The 16,464-nt window shown below is 69.7% G+C and carries 16 protein-coding genes; 6 read left to right on the top strand and 10 right to left on the bottom strand.

What is annotated here, in order from left to right; genetic code table 11:
- Positions 1-17 precede the first annotated feature (17 nt).
- Genes ABIC53_RS02565 through ABIC53_RS02555 form a run of 3 tightly spaced genes read left to right on the top strand, consistent with a single transcriptional unit; the run spans position 18 to position 3,176 of the window.
- Positions 18-1,040: a tripartite tricarboxylate transporter substrate binding protein gene (locus tag ABIC53_RS02565; RefSeq protein WP_354450229.1), complete on the top strand. Its 1,023-nt coding sequence runs from the start codon at positions 18-20 to the stop codon at positions 1,038-1,040.
- Positions 1,037-1,657, top strand: a complete 621-nt coding sequence (locus ABIC53_RS02560; RefSeq protein ID WP_274178702.1) for a tripartite tricarboxylate transporter TctB family protein — start codon at positions 1,037-1,039, stop codon at positions 1,655-1,657. Before ABIC53_RS02565 ends, ABIC53_RS02560 begins: the two co-directional genes overlap by 4 nt.
- Before the next feature lies 1 nt (position 1,658).
- Positions 1,659-3,176: a tripartite tricarboxylate transporter permease gene (locus ABIC53_RS02555; protein ID WP_274178703.1), complete on the top strand. Its 1,518-nt coding sequence runs from the start codon at positions 1,659-1,661 to the stop codon at positions 3,174-3,176.
- A gap of 74 nt (positions 3,177-3,250) precedes the next feature.
- On the opposite strand, the gene ABIC53_RS02550 is transcribed toward ABIC53_RS02555, so the two are convergent.
- The 4 genes from ABIC53_RS02550 to ABIC53_RS02535 form a co-directional block, all read right to left on the bottom strand.
- Complete coding sequence (locus tag ABIC53_RS02550) at positions 3,251-4,798, bottom strand: GMC family oxidoreductase (protein WP_282501246.1); 1,548 nt, start codon at positions 4,796-4,798, stop codon at positions 3,251-3,253.
- Positions 4,795-5,793, bottom strand: a complete 999-nt coding sequence (locus ABIC53_RS02545) for a gluconate 2-dehydrogenase subunit 3 family protein (RefSeq protein ID WP_282501247.1) — start codon at positions 5,791-5,793, stop codon at positions 4,795-4,797. Before ABIC53_RS02545 ends, ABIC53_RS02550 begins: the two co-directional genes overlap by 4 nt.
- Positions 5,790-6,689 (bottom strand): SDR family oxidoreductase, encoded by a 900-nt coding sequence (locus ABIC53_RS02540; RefSeq protein ID WP_274178706.1) that lies wholly within the window; start codon positions 6,687-6,689, stop codon positions 5,790-5,792. The genes ABIC53_RS02545 and ABIC53_RS02540 overlap by 4 nt, the downstream gene beginning before the upstream one ends.
- A 109-nt stretch (positions 6,690-6,798) precedes the next feature.
- Positions 6,799-7,389 (bottom strand): TetR/AcrR family transcriptional regulator, encoded by a 591-nt coding sequence (locus ABIC53_RS02535; RefSeq protein WP_274178707.1) that lies wholly within the window; start codon positions 7,387-7,389, stop codon positions 6,799-6,801.
- A gap of 94 nt (positions 7,390-7,483) precedes the next feature.
- Between ABIC53_RS02535 and ABIC53_RS02530 the strand changes: the two genes are divergently transcribed.
- A complete protein-coding gene (locus tag ABIC53_RS02530) occupies positions 7,484-7,873 on the top strand; it encodes a DUF1304 domain-containing protein (RefSeq protein ID WP_274179031.1) in 390 nt (129 codons plus the stop codon).
- A gap of 85 nt (positions 7,874-7,958) precedes the next feature.
- Entirely contained in the window at positions 7,959-8,978 is a 1,020-nt protein-coding gene (locus ABIC53_RS02525) for an NADP-dependent oxidoreductase (RefSeq protein ID WP_274178708.1), read from the top strand.
- Positions 8,979-9,055: 77 nt separating this feature from the next.
- Here the strand turns inward: ABIC53_RS02525 and ABIC53_RS02520 are convergent, their stop codons facing one another.
- From ABIC53_RS02520 to ABIC53_RS02500, 5 genes are read right to left on the bottom strand one after another with little or no spacing between them, the layout of a single operon-like run.
- Positions 9,056-9,688: an HAD-IA family hydrolase gene (locus ABIC53_RS02520; protein ID WP_274178709.1), complete on the bottom strand. Its 633-nt coding sequence runs from the start codon at positions 9,686-9,688 to the stop codon at positions 9,056-9,058.
- A 59-nt stretch (positions 9,689-9,747) separates the two neighbouring features.
- On the bottom strand, positions 9,748-11,160 hold the full coding sequence (gene ulaA / locus ABIC53_RS02515) for a PTS ascorbate transporter subunit IIC (protein WP_282501252.1): 1,413 nt from the start codon (positions 11,158-11,160) through the stop codon (positions 9,748-9,750).
- 50 nt (positions 11,161-11,210) lie between these two features.
- Positions 11,211-11,492 carry a PTS sugar transporter subunit IIB gene (locus ABIC53_RS02510; protein ID WP_023954969.1) on the bottom strand — a complete coding sequence of 94 codons (282 nt, stop codon included), beginning with the start codon at positions 11,490-11,492 and terminating at the stop codon, positions 11,211-11,213.
- Positions 11,489-11,941, bottom strand: coding sequence for a PTS sugar transporter subunit IIA (locus ABIC53_RS02505; protein WP_274178711.1), 453 nt, complete (start codon positions 11,939-11,941; stop codon positions 11,489-11,491). Before ABIC53_RS02505 ends, ABIC53_RS02510 begins: the two co-directional genes overlap by 4 nt.
- A 14-nt stretch (positions 11,942-11,955) precedes the next feature.
- Positions 11,956-12,699 carry a GntR family transcriptional regulator gene (locus ABIC53_RS02500; RefSeq protein WP_354450223.1) on the bottom strand — a complete coding sequence of 248 codons (744 nt, stop codon included), beginning with the start codon at positions 12,697-12,699 and terminating at the stop codon, positions 11,956-11,958.
- A 124-nt stretch (positions 12,700-12,823) separates the two neighbouring features.
- Here ABIC53_RS02500 and tkt point away from each other — a divergent pair, with 124 nt between their 5' ends.
- Positions 12,824-14,899, top strand: coding sequence for a transketolase (gene tkt / locus ABIC53_RS02495; protein WP_354450221.1), 2,076 nt, complete (start codon positions 12,824-12,826; stop codon positions 14,897-14,899).
- 78 nt (positions 14,900-14,977) lie between these two features.
- Here the strand turns inward: tkt and ABIC53_RS02490 are convergent, their stop codons facing one another.
- Positions 14,978-16,453 carry a DHA2 family efflux MFS transporter permease subunit gene (locus tag ABIC53_RS02490; protein WP_502915508.1) on the bottom strand — a complete coding sequence of 492 codons (1,476 nt, stop codon included), beginning with the start codon at positions 16,451-16,453 and terminating at the stop codon, positions 14,978-14,980.
- Between the last annotated feature and the right edge of the window lie 11 nt (positions 16,454-16,464).

The raw sequence follows: 16,464 nt of genomic DNA, 5'->3' as shown, positions 1-16,464 counted from the left end.
GCGCGAATGGAGTGATCATGACGCATAGCGCGACAGACGCCGGCGCGCGCCCGGCGCACCGCGGCCGGCGCACCGCGGCCCGCATCATCGGGGGCGCCGTCGCGGCGGCGGCCATCACGACCGCTGCGGTCGGCTCGGTCACCTCGGCCGCCACCGGCCAGGAGATCAACGCCTCGATGACGATCATCGCCCCCGCGGCCGCCGGCGGCGGCTGGGACGGCGTGGCCCGCGAGCTGCAGCAGGCGCAGAAGGCCAACGGCCTCGTCAACAACGTGCAGGTGGTGAACATGCCGGGCGCGGGCGGGACGATCGCGCTCGGCAACGTCTCGGTGCTCGACGGCCAACCGGGCAACATGCTCGTCGGCGGCACCGGGCTGCTTGCGGCGACAATCCAGTTCGACTCAGCCGCCAAGCTCAGCGACGTGACTCCGCTCGCGGTCGTCGTCGAGGAGTACGACGTCATCGTCGTGCCGGCCGACTCGCCGTACGAGACTCTCGACGACCTCGTGAACGCCTGGCGCGAGAACCCGAAGTCGATTCCGTGGACGGGCGGCGGATCGTTCGATCAGCTCGTGGTCACCGACCTGGCCCTCGCCGCAGGCATCGACCCCGTCGACACGACCTACATCTCGTCCGACGGCGGTGGTGAGGCCATCCAGGCGCTCCTCAACGGCACCGCGAAAGCGGCCGCCGGCGGCTACCCCGACAACATCGATCAGATCGAGGCGGGCCGACTGCGGGCGCTCGCGCTCGTCGCGAAGGAACCGATCGACGGCATCGACATCCCCACCGCCGCTGAGCAGGGCTACGACATCTCGCTGTCGAACTGGCGCATGCTCGCGGCGCCCTCGGGGCTCGATGAGGCCGACGTGACCGCTCTGACCGAGCTCGTGCTCGACTCTGTCGCCACCCCGGAGTGGCAGGACGCGATCGAGCGCTACCGCTGGACCGAGCGGATCATCACCGGAGACGAGCTGACCGCCTTCCTCGACGACGAGGAAGAGCGCATCACGAACCTGTACGAGGAGATGGGACTATGACGTTCCCCCCGAACCCGACCGCGACCTCGGCCGTCGTCGGCGATCGCTTGCGGCTCGTCTCGGGCCCCGGCATCGCCGCCTTGCTCAAGGGGCTGACGATGCCGGTGATCATCGCCGCCTTCGCCACCTATCTGGTGGTGGGCATCTTCACGATGAAGGTGCCGGCCAACGCCGTGTTCCCCGGGCCGCAGTTCTTCCCCGCCATCATCGCCGGAGGCCTCTACATCTTCGCCGCGGCGCTCGTGGTCTCGGCGGTGAAGGAGATGCGCGAGACGAGCGCGGCACAGCCCGACATCGCAGCGGTCAGCGCCGACGTCATCGGCGGCGACGAAGCGGATGCCGAATCCGACGGCTCCGCTCCCGCCCGGGCCGTCCGGGTGGACGTGCGTTCGCTGCTGTGGGTCGTCCTGTCGTTCCTCGGCTTCGCCTTCCTGCTCGAGGTCCTGGGGTGGATCATCGCGGCAGGTCTCCTCTTCTGGTGCGTCGCGCGCGCCTTCGGCTCGACGAGGCATCTCGGCGGACTCGTCGTCGGGCTCACGGTGAGCTCGATCGCCTACATCGGTTTCGACATGGTGCTCGGGATGCCGCTCCCCTCCGGCATCCTCGGAGGGTTCTGACATGGATGTGCTTCAGCTTCTCGGCGAGGGCTTCGCCGGCGCACTGACCCCCGCCAACCTGCTCTGGGTGCTCGTGGGATGCCTCCTCGGCACGGCCGTCGGCGTTCTTCCCGGCCTCGGCTCCTCGATGGCGGTCGCCCTGCTGCTGCCGATCACGTTCTCGCTCGACCCGACGGCCGCCTTCATCATGTTCGCGGGCGTGTACTTCGGCGGCCTGTTCGGCGACTCGACCATGGGCATCCTCATGAACACGCCCGGCCAGGCCTCGGCGATCGCGTCGACCTTCGAGGGCCACAAGATGGCCTTGAACGGACGCGCGGCACAGGCACTCGCAACGGCAGCCATCGGCGCGTTCATCGGCGGCTTCGTGGCGTCGATCGTCGTGGTCTTCGTCGCTCCAGCCCTCGCGGACTTCTCGAGCAGGTTCGGCCCCGCCGAGTTCTTCGCGCTCGCCGTCTTCGCGTTCGCGGCCACGTCGTCGGTCGTCACCGACAACGTCGTCAAGGGCCTCACCGCTCTGTTCATCGGCCTCGGCATCGCCGTGATCGGCATCGACGGCGTGTCGGGCGCTCCGCGCTTCACGATGGACTCCCCCAACCTGTTCGACGGCATCTCCCTCGTCACGGTGACGGTCGCGATCCTCGCCCTCGGCGAGGTCATCTACGTCGCCTGCCTCGAACGGCATACCTCGAACAAAGCGCTCATCAAGCCGACGGGACGGCCGTGGCTCTCGCGTCGCGAGCTGAAAGAAGCCGCACCCGCCTGGGCACGCGGCACCGCGATCGGTCTGCCGTTCGGCGTCGTGCCCGCCGGCGGTTCGGAGATCCCGACCTTCCTCGCCTACGGCCTGGAGAAGCGACTCGACGCGCGGCGCAAGAACCCGCAGTTCGGCAAGGGCGCCATCCGTGGTCTCGCCGCTCCGGAAGCCGCCGGCAACTCCACGACGGGTATGGCGATGGGTGCGCTGCTCGCGCTCGGGCTGCCGATCTCGGCGACGGCCGCGATCATGCTGGCCGCCTTCCGCCAGTACGGCCTGCAGCCCGGCCCGCTGCTGTTCGACCGGGCGCCCGACCTCGTCTGGTCGCTGCTGGCGAGCTTCTTCATCGCGATGGTCGTGCTGCTCATCCTGAACCTCCCGTTCGCGATGCTGTGGGCGAAGCTGCTGCTGATCCCGCGCCCGTACCTCTACGCGGGGATCACGGTGTTCTGCGGCCTGGGCATCTACGCGACCTCGGGCTCGACGTTCGACCTGCTCATGCTGCTGGGCATCGGACTGCTCGGGTTCCTCATGCGCGCGCTCGACTTCCCGCTCGCGCCGCTGATCATCGGCATGGTGCTGGGGCCGCTGGCCGAGACGAGCCTGCGCGACGCGGCGATGAGCTCCAACGGCGACTTCTCCGTGCTCGTCCAGAGCCCGATCACGATCGTGCTCTACGCGCTCCTCGCGCTCGTGCTGATCGTCTCGGTGCGGGGCCGCGTCGTCGCCCGCAAGCGCGAGAAGCAGCTCGTGAAGAGCTGATCGAACACGGCACGGACGAGGGAAGGGCGGATGCCGCAGCACGCGGCATCCGCCCTTCCCCGTCTTCCCGCCGATCAGGCCGAGGCGAGCAGCCGATCCGCCGTGCGCAGTGACAGCGCCATCTGCGTCAGTCCCGGATTCGCCGACAGCGCGCTCGGGAACGTCGAGTTGTCGCAGATCCACATGTTGGGGATGTCGTGAGACCGACCCTCCGGATCGACGACGCCGTCACCGGGATCGCTGCTCATGCGACACGTGCCCATCGTGTGGGCCGTCCGCGCGAGGACGCGCGTCTCGCGTGCGCCCGCAGCGTCAAGGATCCGCGTCATGATTCCCACGGCGTGGTCGTCGATCGCTTTCTCGTTCGGCCCGGGCGAGAAGCTGATCTCCGCGCGCGGGATGCCCCACTCGTCGGTCTCGTCCGAGAGGATCAGCCGGTTGTCGTCGGACGGGAGGCACTCGCCGTTGATCCCGATGCCCGCGGAGAACTGCCAGGCGTCGAGGGCGTCCATGAGGTCCTGTCCCCAGAGCGAACCGCCCCGCACGAGCGATGTCGCGTACGTCAGCGGCATGACACCGAGACTCTGAATGAGGTAGCCGCCCGCGAAATCGACGCCCTCGGGCCGCACGAAGTCCTCCGTGATCGCCGCAGACGGATAGCCGCGGTAGCCCCGGACGCTCTCGTCGAACCGGCCCCACACCTGCACGGCGCCATGGGCGAGGAAGTTCCGCCCCACTTGTCCGCTCGAGTTCGCGATCCCGGTGTTCAGCAGGAGCCGCGGCGTCTCAATGCCCCCGCCCGCGAGAACCAGAGCAGCGCAGCGCTGCCGGTACTCGACGCCCTCGTGCAGGTAGACGACGCCCGTTACGCGGCCCGCGGCATCCTGCTCGATGCGGTGCACCATCGAGTCCGGCCGGATCTCGGCTCCGTGAGCGACCGCGACGGGCAGATAGGTGATGGCTGTCGTCGCCTTGTACCCGAATCGGTCGCCCTGATGGATGCCGCCGACGTCGATGCTCGCTTTACGCAGGCCGTAGTGCGGCTGGTCGCGATCGCTGGTGATGATGGCGGCCGGAGCGTCCGTCGCGGTGATCCCCAGACGCTCGCAGCCCTGCAGCACGAGATCGGCCGGCGCGTTACGGCGGGTCGGACCGTCGAGGTATTCGCGCTGCGGATCCCACGGGTAGGGAGTGGGACCGCTGACGCCGATGACCCGCTCGACCTCGACGATGTACCGGATGAGTTCGTCGTAGTCGACCGGCCAGTCGTGGCCCTGCCCCGTCTCGCTGTGCAACGAGAGGTCGCGGCGGTCCGGGCGCGGGGTGAACGCACCCCAGTGCAGCGTCCCGCCGCCGACGCCCCAGCCGCTGTTGTTCGGGCCGAAGGCTGTGGGGGTGTCGCCGCCGCTGAACCGGTCGGACATCCAGTTGATGCGCGTCGCCTCGCGCTCATCGGGGGTGAACTCGTCCATCTCGAGGTTCGGTCCGGCCTCCAGCGCGACGACCCGCAGTCCGCGCTCGGCGAGCCTGCTGAGCAACGGCCCGCCGCCGGCTCCGGTCCCGACGACGACGACATCCACGACCTCGTCGAGGTCGTATCGGCGCATTCCGGAGAGGTTCATGCGGTGCGTCCTTTCGCGGCGCCGAGGCGTCCGAGCTCTTCGGGTTCCCATTCCTCGCGCTCGCCCGCGGCCAGCACGAGGTAGCCGGCGGGCTCCGGCCCGGTTCCGCCGGTCGCGAAGCCGGTGTAGCCGACACGTGCGAGCGACGCCGGGTGCGACAGCCAGACGCGGGCGAGGTCGTTACGGGCGTCCTCGAACCACAGGCTCAGCTGATCGGGGGTGAGGACCGTGCCGGAGGGGGCTTCACCCTCGATCACCTGACGGATGACGGCATCCTGGGCGGCAGGTCCGCGCATCCAGATGGCGGCCAGTGCATCGAGTCCTGCCCGGTATGCCTCGGCATCGGTCGACATGCCGGTGGGACGCCAGCCGTCGCTCTCCCCCGCTTCGATCATGCGGTCGAGGCGGGCAGCGAGATCGATCGTCGCTCCTGCGCCCTGCGGGATGATGCGGCGCGCAACGTCGCGCAGGAGCGCCAGCTGCGCGGGAGTGAGGGCCGTCGGACGGTAGGCCGGATCGTCGACGAGAGCACGTCGGGCGAGGGTGGCGCGCACGGCGGTATCCGTCCGTGACGACGCGATGACCTGCGCCCACGCCTCGGGAACGCGCGGCCCCCACGCGGCGATGTCGGCCGCGAGGTCGCGCACCGACGCCGCGACGTCCTCCGTCACGAGGGTCGCGGGCACCTCGTGCTCGCGGATGCCGTCGGGGATCACCGCCCCCTCGACCACGAGCCCGGCGAGACCGAAGACGCCGAGCGCGCCGTCGAGAATCCGCTCGACGAGATCCTCCGCGAGCCCGTGATCGTCGTGGCCGGCCACGAGGATCCACGGCGTGGTGATCTCGGCAGCGGCGATGGCCTCGATCAGAGCGTCGGCGCCGAGCGCCGGGTCGACCGTGATCTGCCGGAACGCGCCGACGGAATCGTCCGATGCGTCGTCGAGCTGCGGTACGTCCCCGCGAAGCGAGACGACCGCGAAGGGGGTGTCGCTCACGGGGTGACCATGCCCCCGTTGACGTTGAGGGTCTCGCCGGAGACGTAGCTCGACTCGGCAGAGGCGAGGAAGACGAAGGCGGGAGCGATCTCGGCGGGCTGGCCGGCGCGCTGGTAGGTGCTCTCGTCGTCGAAGGCCTGCATCTGGTCGTCCGAGACGCCGTCGCTCACTTGGAGCGCCGACCACGTCGGACCGGGCGCGACGACGTTGACCCGGATGCCGCGGGGCGCGAGCTGCTGTGCGAGCCCCTTCGAGAGATTGTTGATCGCGGCCTTCGTCGCGGCATAGTCGACCCGGTCGGGTGCCGGCTTGTACGCCTCCAGCGAGGCGGTGTTGATGATCGAGGCGCCCGCCGGGAGGTGGGGCAGAGCCGCCTTCGTGATCCAGAAGTTCGCGAAGACGTTCGTGTGGAAGGTCGCGGCGAACTGCTCGTCGGTCAAATCTTCGAGCCGTTCGACCGCGACCTGCTTTCCCGCATTGTTGACCAGGATGTCGATGCCCCCGAGGAAGTCGGCGGCCTCCGCGACGAGCGCACGGCACGCCTCGGCCGTCGAGATGTCAGCGGCGATGGCATGCCCGCGCACGCCGGCGTCGGCGATGAGGCCGAGGATGCGGTCGGCGTCGCGCTGCTCGGCGGGCAGGTGGACGATCACGACGTCGGCCCCCTCCCGGGCGAAGGCGATCGCGGTGGCGCCGCCGATGCCGGAGTCTCCGCCGGTGATCAGGGCCTTGCGACCGAACAGGCGCCCCGAACCGCGGTACGTCTGCTCGCCGAGGTCGGGAACCGGCTGCATGTTGGCCTGGATGCCCGGCTCGGGCTGGTGCTGGACGGGCGGCTCGACCCGGTCGTATCGGGTCACCGGGTTGTCGAAGGTGTACTGATCGCTGTGCTCCACGGGCTCACCGTAGGTCTCGGCCGAAACTCGGCGCGAACGCTTGCCAAAAGTCAAGGGAGGGGCGTAAAGCGGATCACCGGCCGACGCCCTGCGGACCCGCCCGCCGCTGTCAGGACTGCGGCGACCCTGTGACGAGCGCGATCGCCGTGCCGACAGCGTCCGCCGCACCGGCGGCATCCACGCGCGCGAGGGCGAAGGCCGACACGACCAACCCCGTGCACGCGTCCGCCAGGGTCGCGACCTGAGCACCGTCGAGGTCGGAGCGGCGGGCGGCGACACCGCGACCGAAGGCTGAGCGCAATTCGGATCGGTACCCGGCGATCACGTGCGCGACGGCTTCGTCGCGCCCGATGGGCGCCGCTGCCGTGTTCACGAGCAGGCACCCGCTCGACGCCGGAAGCGAAGCGGGCTGCTTGAGGGCGGTTCGCAGGCCGAGGAGGTACTCCTCCAGGGCGCCCGGGGCGACCTCATCGACGGTCAGAGGCGACAGTCGGGGCCGGATGATCTCGTCGAGGTAGCTCTCGACCGCGGCGTCGAAAAGGCCGCGCTTGGAGCCGAATGCGTGATAGATGCTCGATCGGTTCAGGCCGGTGACGCGCTCGAGCTCGGGCAACGGCGCGCCTTCGTAGCCCTGCTCCCAGAAGACGCTCCGCGCCGCGCGAACGACGTCGTCGCGGTCGTAGCTCTGCGTTCGGCCCATGCGCCGCGCCCCCTTTTGTGTATCGGTCAGTTCAGTATATATTGAACCAAGCGATACAGAAACTGCGGTGTCCACCGCCGGAAGGGAACAGCTCATGATCATCGTCGGTCTTGCGCTCGCGGGCCTCGCAGCGCTCATCCACGTTTTCATCTTCTACCTCGAGTCCATCGCCTGGACGAGCGAGCGGGCCCGCAAGACGTTCGGCACCGGAACGGTCGCGCAGGCCGAGACGCAGAAGGCCCTCGCCTTCAACCAGGGCTTCTACAACCTCTTCCTCGCGATCACGGTGTTCATCGGCATCGCATTCGTCATCGCCGGGAACGTCCCGGTCGGCGCGGCCCTCGTCTTCACCGGAGCAGGTTCCATGGTCGCGGCCAGCCTCGTGCTCATCCTCTCCGACCGCTCCAAGGCCTCCGCCGCCCTGAAGCAGGGCGTGATCCCCGCTCTCGGCGTCATCGCACTCGCGCTCGGCCTCGCGATCTGACCCGGCGCCCATCCGCGCCGCCCTCTCGTCCGCGACTCCGACCGAGCCCGCGGCATCCGTCACCGACCCCTCACGAAGGAGAAACATGACCCACGGAACCAGCACACAGATCCGTCTGGCTCGCCGCCCTCAGGGCTGGCCGACGCCCGACGACTTCTCGATCGGGCGCGTCGAGCTGAGCGAGCCCGCTCCGGGCGAGGTGCGCGTGGCGAACGAGTTCGTCTCCGTCGACCCGTACATGCGCGGGCGCATGAACGATGTCCGCAGCTACGTCCCGCCGTACGCCCTCGGCGACGTGATCGCCGGGGGCGCGATCGGCCGCGTCGTGGCGAGCGCCTCGGACGATCTGCCCGTGGGCACGGTCGTGCTGCACCAGCACGGGTGGTCGGATGTCGTCCAGGCCGACGCCTCGACGTTCCGTGCCGTCCCCGAGGTGCCGGGCCTTCCGCTGTCGGTGCGCCTGCACATCCTCGGGATGACGGGCCTGACCGCCTACGTCGGCCTCACCGCCATCGCGCACATGAAGCCGGGCGACACTGTTTTCGTCTCGGGTGCAGCCGGAGCCGTCGGCACCGCCGTCGGTCAGATCGCCAAGCTGCTCGGAGCGGGCCGGGTCATCGGCTCGGCCGGCTCTGCGGAGAAGGTCGCGCTGCTCACCGAGAAGTACGGCTACGACGCAGCCTTCAACTATAAGGACGCGCCCGTCCGCGAGCAGCTCGCCGCGCACGCCCCCGACGGCGTCGACGTGTTCTTCGACAACGTGGGCGGCGACCACCTCGAGGCCGCGCTCGACGTCATGAACACCGGCGGTCGTATGGCGCTCTGCGGCGCGATCACCGGGTACAACACCACCGAGAAGACGCCGGGGCCCGACAACATGGCCAACATGATCACCCGTGGTCTCACCGCGACCGGCTTCACGCTCGCCGCCTACCTGCACCTCGCGCCGGAGTTCACCGAGAAGATGACCGCCTGGTTCGCCGAGGGGAAGATCGCCTACGACGAGACCATCGTCGACGGCATCGAGAACACCGTCGACGCCTTCCTGGCGATGATGCGCGGGGCCAACACCGGCAAGATGCTCGTGCGGACCTCCGCGCGGTAAGCCCTGAGCCGACGGAAAAGGCGGTGACGCTCCGCGCGTCACCGCCTTTCGCGTCGGCTCGGCGACGGGGGAGGTCATCACCCCGGCAGGTGCAGGCTGCCGTCTCGCCAGTCGGCGGAGCGGAGGTCATCGATCCGAGCGTCGACGACGGCGGAACCCAGGTGGTCCCCCACGCCGACGACCCATCCCGCTCCGGCGGCGCGAGCCGAACGCACGCCGGCCTCGGCATCCTCGAACACGACGCATCGCGCGATGTCGACGCCGAGCAGGGCGGCGCCGGCGAGGTAGGGCTCAGGGTCGGGCTTGCCGTGACCGACGTCCTCCGCCGACACGAGCGCGGACGGGACGGGATGCCCCGCGGCCGCGAGTCGCCGGTGCGCCAGCTCGCGCGTGGCCGAGGTCACGACGGCCCACGACCCCGACGGGATACGTGAGGTGAGGGCGACCGAGCCGGCGATCGGCGCCGTCAGTGCGGCGGATGCGACCTCCGCCTCCTCGAGAGCGGCGACGGCCTCGTCGCGCAGCCCTGCCGCCACGAGCGTCGCGACGGTGTCGGCGGCGCGCACCCCGTGCTCGATCTGCGTGCGGAAGTCGAAGCCCGGGGCGTACCGCCTCGCCCAGGCGTCCCATGCGATGGCGGCGGCCTCGAGGGAGTCGACGAGCACGCCGTCGCAGTCGAACAGCACGGCGCGCGGGGTGATGGTGGTCACAGGATGCTCCAAGGAGGACGATGCCCGCCGGGGCGGACCCCGGCGGGCATCGGTTCGGTTCAGCGGGACGTGGCTGCGGGGGCCGGGCTCGCGTCGGCCTCGGCTTCCGCCACCTTGCGCCGGTCGCGACCGCGCAGGGCGAAGGTCGTGCCGTAAAGCGCGACGAGGGCGACGGCGAGCGCGACGATGACGGCGATCTGGCCGCCGGCACCGGAGACTCCGCCGAGGATCAGGCCGAAGACGCCGTAGTCCGAGTCGGAGAAGGTCGAGTTCGAGAACCCGATGTCACCGAGGACCGGCAGCAGGAACAGCGGCAGGAAGGTGATCGCCACACCGTTGGCGAAGGCTCCGAGGACGGCGCCCCGGCGGCCGCCGACGGCGTTGCCGATGACGCCCGAGGCGGCACCCGTCATGAAGTGCGCCACGACGCCGGGGATGATGATCGCTGTGCCGAGCGCGGCCATCCCGAGCATGCCGACGATGCCGCCGACGAAGCTCGCGAGGAACCCGATGAGCACCGCGTTCGGGGCGAAGGGGAAGACGATCGGCACGTCGAGCGCGGGCTTGGCGTTCTTCACGAGCTTCTCGGAGATGCCCTTGAAGGCGGGCACGATCTCGGCGAGCACGACGCGCACGCCGGCGAGGATGATGAAGACGCCGGCCGAGAACGTCGCGGCCTGCAGAGCGAGGAAGACGATGAAGTTCTGTCCGTTCGACAGCTCCCCCTCGATGTACGCGGCTCCCGCGAACAGTCCGACGATGATGTAGATCACGGCCATCGAGAGCGCGACGATCACGGTCGTGTCGCGGAGGAAGCCGAGCCCGCTGGGGAATGAGATCTCCTCGGTCGACTTCGAGCGGCCCTTGCCCCGAGTGATCAGGGCGACGAGACCGCTGAGGGCGACGCCGGCGCCGCCGGTGTGCCCGAGGGCGACGTCGTCGCTGCCGGTCACGCGGCGCATGAACGGCTGGACGAGAGCAGGCGAGACCACCATGTAGATGCCCTGCGCGATCGAGCCCCAGAGCACGACAGCCCACGGCTCGAAGCCGGCGACACCGAGGATGACGGCGAACATGGCCGCGATGTAGAACGCGACGTGACCCGACAGGTAGATGTACTTGAAGCGCGTGGTCGCCGCCAGCACGATGTTGACGATCATGCCGAAGAAGAAGATGAGCGCGGCGGCGGAGCCGTAGTCGAGCAGCACCTGCGCGACGATCGCCTCGTTGTTGGGGACGACGCCCTGCACGTTGAACGCGTGCTGGAACATCGCGCCGAACGGATCGAGCGAGCCGACCACGACGCCGGCGCCGGCGGCCAGCACGAGGAAGCCGACCAGGGTGCGGATCGTGCCCTTGAGGACGTCGCTGAACGACTTCCCCTGCACAGCGAGACCGATCAGGGCGATGAGCGCGACGATGACCGCCGGCTGAGTGAAGATGTCGAGCAGGACATCGATGACAGCATCCATCGCGGATGCTCCTTTCGTCGGTGAAAGCGTCGGGTGGAGGGAGGGTCGGGTCAGGAGTGCCGCTTGACGGCCTCGTCGACCTTCGTCCGGAGCTCCGCGAGGTCGATGATGCTGTCGAGAGCGACGACGTCGTCGCCGAGGCCGCTCGCGGCCTCCGCGATGTCGCGGCCGACGAAGATGGTGTCGGCGTCGCCCCGGGCGACCGAGCCGAGGTCGGCGTGATCGACGGTGATGCCGGAGACTCCCAGCTCCTTCAGCACCTTCTCGATGTTCATGTGCACCATGAAGCTGCTGCCGAGGCCGGAGCTGCAGACGGCGAGGAACTTGGTCATTGGGTGACTCCTGTCATGAGGGCCGCGCGGACGTCGGCGGTGGTTCGGGCGGAGAGCAGAACCGCACGGGCGCGGTCGTCGCTGAGCAGTCGGGCGAGCTCCGACATCGTCGAGAGATGCGACTCGGTGTCGGTCGCCGCCAGGCAGAAGAAGAGGGTGATGGGGTGGGCCCCTTCGTCGTTGAGCAGGACGGCGGGGTCTACCCAGAGCGCGGAGAGCCCCGTGCGCACGACACCCTTCTCGGGGCGGGTGTGGGCCAGCGCGATGCCGAACCCGAGATCGATGTAGGTGCCGCCGGCGGCGATCGACTCGATCATCGCGTCGATGTACGACCGCGTGATGGAGCCGTCGCCGAGAAGCGGTCGGCTGACCGTCTCGATGGCCGCGCGCCATCCGTCGAGGTCGGTCGCGAACTGGATGCGGTCGTCGCTGAGCTGTTCGATGAGCATGGGGGTCCTTCCGGTCAGACGCCGGGCCGAGGGCCGTGGAGCGTGAGGGAGATCTCGCTGTTCTCCGGAGCGTGGCGTGCCGTGCCGAAGGCGACCGGCGTGCCGTCGGCGTCGAACACGAGGGAATCGATGGTGAGCAGCCGCAGGCCGGCGCTCACCCCGAGGTTCAGCGCCACGTCCGGCGCTACCTCGTCGACGCGCACCGTCATGTCGTTGCGGACGAGGCTGACTCCGTACTGCTCCTGCAGGAAGGCGTACAGCGACTGGTCCGAGAAGTCACCGGTGTACACCCCGGGGTACCGGGCGTGCGGAACCCACGTGAACACGTGCTGGTGGAGCTGGCCGTTGACGTAGCGCAGACGGACGAGCTCGACCACGCCCTCCCCCTCCTCGAGTTCGAGGAGGCGGGCCACCTGCGCACCGGCGGGCACGAGCTCCTGACGGAGCACGCGGGTCGTGACGACGTTGCCCGCGCTCGTCTGCTGACGGTGGAACCCGGTGACGACGTCGGCGAAGTGCTCCGGGTAGTGATCGCCCGCAACCGGCTCGGTGACGAACGTGCCGCGGCCGTGCTCGCGAGCGAGCCATCCGTCCTGCACGAGCCCGTCGACGGCCTTGCGCAGGGTGATGCGGCTCACCTCGAACTCCTCGCACAGCTCGGGCTCGGACGGCAGCCGGTCGCCGACGGCCATCTCGCGGATGCGTCGCAGGAGTTCGTCGTGGACGGTCCGGTACTTCGCGGTTCCGGCTGCTGTCACCTTCGGTCGCCTCCTTGCTGACTCGCGTCATCATGACGTCATGACTAATCCGAGGTCGATCATGCCCGAAACCCGGCTTTCCTGCAAGATTGCGTCGCAGAGTCGTTATGACATCATGATGACTATGGAGAACTTGATGTCGACGCCCGCCGCACCGGCCACCATCCCGGACACCACCGAAGCCACCGAGCACGACGTCGTCGTCGCCGCCCGCCTGCTCGCTGCGGATGCCGTGGAGGCCGCTCGCTCCGGACACCCGGGCACCGCGATCGCCCTCGCGCCGATCGCGACCGCGCTCTTCCAGCGGCACATCGAGCACGACCCCGCCGACCCGCAGTGGCAGGGTCGTGACCGCTTCGTGCTGTCGTGCGGGCACGCGAGCATCCTGCTGTACACGCAGCTCTTCCTCACCGGGTACGACGTCACGATCGATGACCTCCGCGCCTTCCGCACGCTCGGCTCGCGCACTCCCGGCCACCCCGAACTCGGACACACCGCCGGGGTCGAGACGACGACCGGGCCGCTCGGACAGGGCCTCGCCACCGCCGTCGGCATGGCCATGGGGATGCTGCACGAGCGGGCGACCTTCGACCCCGACGCCCCGCGGGGCGCATCGCCCTTCGACCGGCACGTGTGGGTCCTCGCCTCCGATGGCGACCTGCAGGAGGGCATCTCGTACGAAGCCGGGGCCCTCGCGGGCCGTCATGGACTCGACAACCTCACCGTGGTGTACGACGACAACGACATCCAGATCGAGGGCGACACGCGTCTGACGTCGTCGGAGGACGTGGGCGCCCGCTTCCGCGCCCAGGGGTGGCACGTCGAACGGATCGAGCTGGCCGCAAGCGGCGACGTCGACGTCGACGAGCTCGACCGCGTCCTGGGCGCACCGAACCCCATCGGCAAGCCGCGCCTGGTCATCCTGAAGTCGCAGATCGCGTATCCCTCGCCCGGAGCCCTCAACACCGCGGCATCCCACGGCGCTCCGCTGGGGGCCGCCGAGATCGAACTGCTGCGCGACGCGCTCGGCACGCAGGCTGCGCCCTTCGACGTGAGCGAGGCGGTCCTGCGCCGTTCGCGCGCCGCTCGAGCGCGCGGTGCGCGTCTGCACGCGCAATGGGACGAGGCGTTCGCACGGTGGCAGGCATCGGATGCCGCTCGAGCCGACGCGCACGCCACGTTCCGGGCACGCCGTCTGCCCGATGATCTCGGCGCGCGACTCCCCCGCTTCGACCCCGGCACGGAGGTGTCGACGCGCGACGCCTCCGGTGCCGCCATCCAGGCCCTCGCGCAGGCGCTGCCCGCGATGTGGGGCGGATCGGCCGATCTCGCCGAGCCCAACCGCACCGAGATCCACGCGGGCGGATCGTTCCTGCCCGAGGAGACGGGCCTGGGAACGCGAGCGGGCCGCAACATCCACTGGGGCGTCCGCGAGCACGCGATGGGTGCCGCGATGAACGGCATCGCCCTCGCCGGCGGTTGGCGCGTCTTCGCCGGCACATTCCTGGTGTTCAGCGACTACCAGCGCCCCGCGATCCGCTTGTCGGCGCTCATGGGACTTCCGGTGACGTACCTGTGGTCGCACGATTCGGTCGCGCTGGGTCAGGACGGTCCCACCCACCAGCCGATCGAGCACCTGGCGAGCCTGCGCGCGATGCCCGGTTTCTCCGTCGTCCGCCCAGCCGACGCGAACGAGACCGTGGCGGCATGGCATGCGATCGTCGAGGCGGACTCCCCCGCCGGGCTCGTGCTGGGCCGGCAGGGCGTGCCGGTGCTCGACATCCCGATCGATGACGTGCACGCCGGGGTCCGCCGCGGCGGCTACGTCGTGCGCGACGCCGCGGATGCGGACGCCGTCATCATCGCGACCGGGAGCGAGGTCGCCCTCGCTCTCTCGGCCGCCGAGACGGCCGCAGCATCCGGGCTCGCGGTCCGGGTCGTGTCGATGCCGAGCCGTGAGTGGTTCCTGACTCAGGACGCGGCGTACCGCGACGCGGTCCTGCCGCCGTCGCTCCACGCGCGAGTCGCGGTCGAGGCGGCGTCGCCGTTCGGCTGGCACGAGATCGTGGGCTCGACGGGCGCCGTGGTCGGCATCGACGAGTTCGGCCTCTCCGCTCCCGCGGCGGACGCTCTGCGCGAGCGCGGCATGACGGAGGAGCGCGTTCTCGAGGCCCTGCGCTCAGTCACCGCACGGAGCTGACCGGCCTCATCCGTCGACCCGACCGAAAAGGCGGTGACGCTTCGCGCGTCACCGCCTTCTTCGTCGGATGGGTGCCCGTCAGTGCCGCGGCGCCGCGACGGGAGCCGGGCGGCGGACGAAGAACGTCAGCACGACCGCCGCCGAGGCGATGCATGCGCCGGTGACGAACGCCGTGTGGACGCCCGCGGCGGTCGCGGCGATCGCATCGACGCCGTCAGCGACAGCCGATGCGGCACCGACCGACATCAGGGTCACGAACAGAGCGGTTCCGGCTGCGCCGGCGACCTGCTGCAGCGTGCTCACCGTCGCACTGCCGTGGGAGTACAGCCGCACCGGCAGCGAGCCCAGCGCCGAGGTGAGCAGCGGCGTGAACACACACCCCAGGCCGAGGTTGAGGCCCATGTGGACAGCGATGATCCAGGCGATCGGGGTTCCGACTCCGAACGTCGTCATGCCCCACAGCGCGGAGGCCGCGACGATCATGCCCGGGATGACCAGCGGGGTCGGGCCGAACCGGTCGAACAGCGCGCCGACCACGGGAGCGATGAGCCCCATGAGCACGCCGCCGGGCAGCAGCATCAGGCCCACGGTCAGGGTGTCGAGACCGAGCACCTGCTGCAGGTAGAGCGGCAGCAGGATGAGCGATCCGAACAGCGCCGACATCACGACCACGACCAGCACGACGGCGAGGCTGAACGACCGCGACTGGAAGGTCCGCAGGTCGAGCAGGGCCGCATCGGTGCGCTGCAGCTTCAGCTGACGCACGACGAAGGCGGCGAGCGACAGGGCACCCACGACGAGGGGTATCCACACCGGGACCGGTGCGTGGCCGGTCGCCGACTCCCCGATCGAGCTCAACCCGAAGATCAGCCCGCCGAAGCCGAGAGCGGAGAGCACGACGGATCCGACATCGAAGCGCGCCTCGCGTGTCTCGGTGACGTTCCGCACCCAGATCGCGCCGAGGCCGAGCGCGAGCAGCGCGATCGGGAGGACGAGCCAGAACATCCAGCGCCAGTCGAGCACCGACAGGATCAGACCCGAGACGGTCGGTCCGATCGCCGGGGCGACAGCGATGACGATGCTGATGACGCCCATCATCCGCCCACGACGAGCGGGTTCGACCACATTCAGGACGGTGGTCATGAGCAGCGGCATCATGATGGCGGTGCCGGAGGCCTGCACGACGCGTCCGGTGAGCAGCATCCCGAAGCCCGGCGCGAGCGCCGCGATCAGCGTGCCCGCGGCGAACAGCGACATCGCGGTGAAGAAGACGCTGCGAATCGGGAAGCGTGCGAGCACGTACCCCGTCAGTGGGATGACGACGGCCATCGTCAGAAGGAATCCGGTGGTGAGCCACTGCGCGGTCGCGGCGGTGATCTCCAGGTCGACCATGAGCCGCGGAAGCGCGACACCCATGATCGTCTCGTTGAGGATGACCACGAACGCCGAGGCGACGAGCAGTGCGATGACGGGGCCGGTGCGCACGGATGTCGCGCGGGAGGCAGAAGATGTCGGAATGGCTGAGGTATCGGGATGCTGCTGCTCAAGTGTCACTGACTGATCAT

Source organism: Microbacterium sp. 1262 (assembly GCF_040544895.1).
In the GTDB taxonomy this organism is placed as follows: domain Bacteria; phylum Actinomycetota; class Actinomycetes; order Actinomycetales; family Microbacteriaceae; genus Microbacterium; species Microbacterium plantarum.
The sequence above is the reverse complement of the archived record's forward strand: the minus strand, read 5'-3'. Positions and strand labels throughout refer to the sequence as shown.

Coding starts and splice junctions, on each gene's coding strand:
- ABIC53_RS02510 (WP_023954969.1), bottom strand. CDS start 11,492: ATGACCAAGTTCCTCGCCGTCTGCAGCTCCGGCCTCGGCAGCAGCTTC.
- ABIC53_RS02530 (WP_274179031.1), top strand. CDS start 7,484: ATGATCATCGTCGGTCTTGCGCTCGCGGGCCTCGCAGCGCTCATCCAC.
- ABIC53_RS02565 (WP_354450229.1), top strand. CDS start 18: ATGACGCATAGCGCGACAGACGCCGGCGCGCGCCCGGCGCACCGCGGC.
- ABIC53_RS02525 (WP_274178708.1), top strand. CDS start 7,959: ATGACCCACGGAACCAGCACACAGATCCGTCTGGCTCGCCGCCCTCAG.
- ABIC53_RS02505 (WP_274178711.1), bottom strand. CDS start 11,941: ATGCTCATCGAACAGCTCAGCGACGACCGCATCCAGTTCGCGACCGAC.
- ABIC53_RS02560 (WP_274178702.1), top strand. CDS start 1,037: ATGACGTTCCCCCCGAACCCGACCGCGACCTCGGCCGTCGTCGGCGAT.
- ABIC53_RS02535 (WP_274178707.1), bottom strand. CDS start 7,389: ATGGGCCGAACGCAGAGCTACGACCGCGACGACGTCGTTCGCGCGGCG.
- ulaA (WP_282501252.1), bottom strand. CDS start 11,160: ATGGATGCTGTCATCGATGTCCTGCTCGACATCTTCACTCAGCCGGCG.
- ABIC53_RS02555 (WP_274178703.1), top strand. CDS start 1,659: ATGGATGTGCTTCAGCTTCTCGGCGAGGGCTTCGCCGGCGCACTGACC.
- tkt (WP_354450221.1), top strand. CDS start 12,824: ATGGAGAACTTGATGTCGACGCCCGCCGCACCGGCCACCATCCCGGAC.
- ABIC53_RS02550 (WP_282501246.1), bottom strand. CDS start 4,798: ATGAACCTCTCCGGAATGCGCCGATACGACCTCGACGAGGTCGTGGAT.